The sequence below is a fragment of the Streptomyces albidus (ex Kaewkla and Franco 2022) genome (assembly GCF_013870515.1).
In the GTDB taxonomy this organism is placed as follows: domain Bacteria; phylum Actinomycetota; class Actinomycetes; order Streptomycetales; family Streptomycetaceae; genus Streptomyces; species Streptomyces albidus.
The window spans coordinates 1-2,581 of record NZ_JACBXA010000436.1 but is presented as its reverse complement, the minus strand read 5'-3'; the positions used below and the strand labels follow the sequence as shown (position 1 = coordinate 2,581).

At 66.7% G+C, this 2,581-nt stretch carries 1 protein-coding gene and 1 pseudogene; one reads left to right on the top strand and one right to left on the bottom strand.

The window, feature by feature from the left end; genetic code table 11:
• Window positions 1-875: 875 nt before the first annotated feature.
• Window positions 876-1,964, top strand: a complete 1,089-nt coding sequence (locus H5J26_RS30205; protein WP_181769142.1) for a class I SAM-dependent methyltransferase — start codon at window positions 876-878, stop codon at window positions 1,962-1,964.
• 151 nt (window positions 1,965-2,115) lie between these two features.
• On the opposite strand, the pseudogene H5J26_RS30200 reads toward H5J26_RS30205, so the two are convergent.
• Window positions 2,116-2,581, bottom strand: a pseudogene (locus H5J26_RS30200) (hypothetical protein); the annotation flags it as partial.

Genomic DNA, 2,581 nt, shown 5'->3' with positions numbered 1-2,581 from the left:
CTCCGGGGTCGCGTGGGGGGTTCGCGCGCGCACTGCGGCTCCTTCACATCGCTTCAGCGAGGGCCGCACGCGCCGGCAGCCACATGTCGATTCCCTTGGTGCTGCGGGAAGTTGAAGGGAACGTATCGACGCGCGCACTGGATGTAAAGCATTCCGGCAAGATGCTGGAAGCTCTTGCGGGCAGTTGCGCGGCCACCGCTCCGGCTCCGGCCGTCAGGTGAGCGACGGGGACGCGGCGCCGACGCGCGACGTTCGGCCGCCCTCTCCCTCCCGGAAGGCGACCTCGAGAACCCCGGGAACAACTCTGCGTAATGCCCGCATGAAAGTGCACGGTCGCCGTCGGTGATGCTACCGCCTCGTAAATGCAACATTCGATACCGACCTTCGCACCGCGCGCATTCCTTCCACGCCGGTACGCGTCTCGGATTCCCCGGCACATCAATGACCAACTGGTGAAGGAAAACAGCGAAGTTGGGAGCAAGAGTGCACCGGGTGCCGCATGAAGAGGATCGCGTCGCCGACGGCAGGATTCGCATCGCATTCGAGATTCGGACCGAAACACCGATCGCCCGACAGGCCCTCCGATAACACCCCCCGTAACCGAACGCTCAGGGCCGTGAAAACGCCTACGCCGCCTCGCATTCCCCCGGCGGCCGATTCCAAGAGGGGCGATGCCCACGTGGACATACCACCAGAAATCGGGTGACTAAAGCCACAAACGTCGTATAACCCACCTTGAATCGGCGACGGGCCGCACCACTCAGGGGGCTCCCGCGGAACGACTGCACACGGAAACAAAAGATGGTCACAGCACTATTTGAATATCGGCCTGTCGGGTGACACTGTGACTCGAAAGCCGTCCCGAGAGGTACCTCATGGTCTCAGCCAAACGGGCCGTCGCCCGTGCCGTATACGGTTCGCGTTACAACAGCGTTCCGTGGGAACAGCGCGTCTACATCCGGCCCGGTGAGAGAGCAGTCAGGGAACTGCAGTGGCGGATGAAGCTGCGCAGTTCACCGGTGATATCCCTCGACGAATACCGGTCCCGGGTGAAGCTCGGCCCGATCGAGGAGTTCATCACCTGCCACATGTGTGGCGAGTCCCGGCAGCAGCCGCTTTTCGAGCCGTCGAAGACGAAGAAGAACGGCAAGACCGCGTGGACGTACAACGTCGTGCGCTGCCCGTCCTGCGGGTTCCTCTACCGCAACCCCAATATCCTGCCCGAGCGGCTCGGCGACCTGTACTCCAAGAACTACAGCACGTTCCTGACCGGCAACTACGCCGCGAACAGGCAGCGCCGCTACCAGCAGGCCATGGACGCGTTCAAGCCGGTCTTCGCCGAGGGCGACAAGCGCAGGCTGCTCGACTTCGGCTGCGGCGCCGGCTACTTCCTGGAGCTGGCCGAGCAGCGCGGGTTCGATGCGTGCGGTGTGGACCTCTCGCCCGACTCCGTCAAGGAGGCCAACGAGCGGCTGACGAAGGCGACGGCCCACTTCGGCGCACCCGAGGACCTGCCGGAGATCGCCGCGGGGGGCTTCGACGTGATCACCCTGTGGTCCGTACTGGCCCATCTGCCCCGCCCCGTCGAGGACTTCACCAGCTTCCGCAATCTGCTCGCCCCCGGTGGCGTGCTGATGGTGCTCACCGTCAACGCGCAGTCCCTGCTGCTGAAGGCCTTCGACTCGAGGTGGAACGGCTTCACCAGGAACCACCTGATGTTCTACTCACGCGAGACCGTGCCGATGCTTCTGCGCAAGGCGGGATTCGCGGGTGTGGCCTTCGAGCCGTTCTACGGCGACACCATAGAGGCCGGTACGACCAAGCTGAGGGACGCGCACAGCAGCCGCCTGAAGCGCACGGTCGACTCCAGCGACGGCGGGAACATGCTGCGCGCGCTGGCCTTCGCCGACGAGGAGGCGATCGAGCGCTGGGGGGACGGTCGCCCGGTGCACCGACTCACCTGATCCACAAGGGAGTTCGCGGTCCCGCTGTGGGCCGCCCCCGGAGAAGCCGGATGAACGGGCGGTGCGGTACGGCGAGTCGGTGTCCCGGCTCCCCTTCCGCACCGCCCGTCGCTGTCCGGGCGGCTCCGTTCCGTCACCGTGCGGGTTCAGCTCAGCCCGCCACCGGCAGGGCCTTTCGCGGACGTACGCCCGCCAGATCGAGGTCCACTGGCTGCCCGGTGTCCGCGTCCACGACGCTGACGCGTACGGCCGGGTCGCCGGAGCTGTCCAGGCTGGCTGTCGCGTCCAGTGCGAACACGACGGAGACGGGCCTGGCGCCCGTACCGTCCTCGTACACCCCGGAGTAGAGCAGGACGCGCCAGCCCGCCTCCTCCCAGTGGTCCAGCAGCCCGGACCTGACGACAGGCGAAGCGGCCTGCCAGGCAAGGGAGTTCTCCAGCAGCTCGACGGTCGCAGCCACCGGCACCCGTGCCGTCCCCGCCGACGTGCCCGTCAGCGGATGTCCGAGCAGCCGCAGCCGGGCCCGGCGAAGCGGCAGCAGCCACCACCGGTCCAGATCCACGGAGAGCAGGGTCAACACCGCGGCGCCGACGGCCAGTACGACCGATGAGGCCGCC

What these genes read in the sequence shown, in the direction of transcription:
- H5J26_RS30205 (WP_181769142.1), top strand. Translation starts at nt 876, where the DNA reads ATGGTCTCAGCCAAACGGGCCGTCGCCCGTGCCGTATACGGTTCGCGT.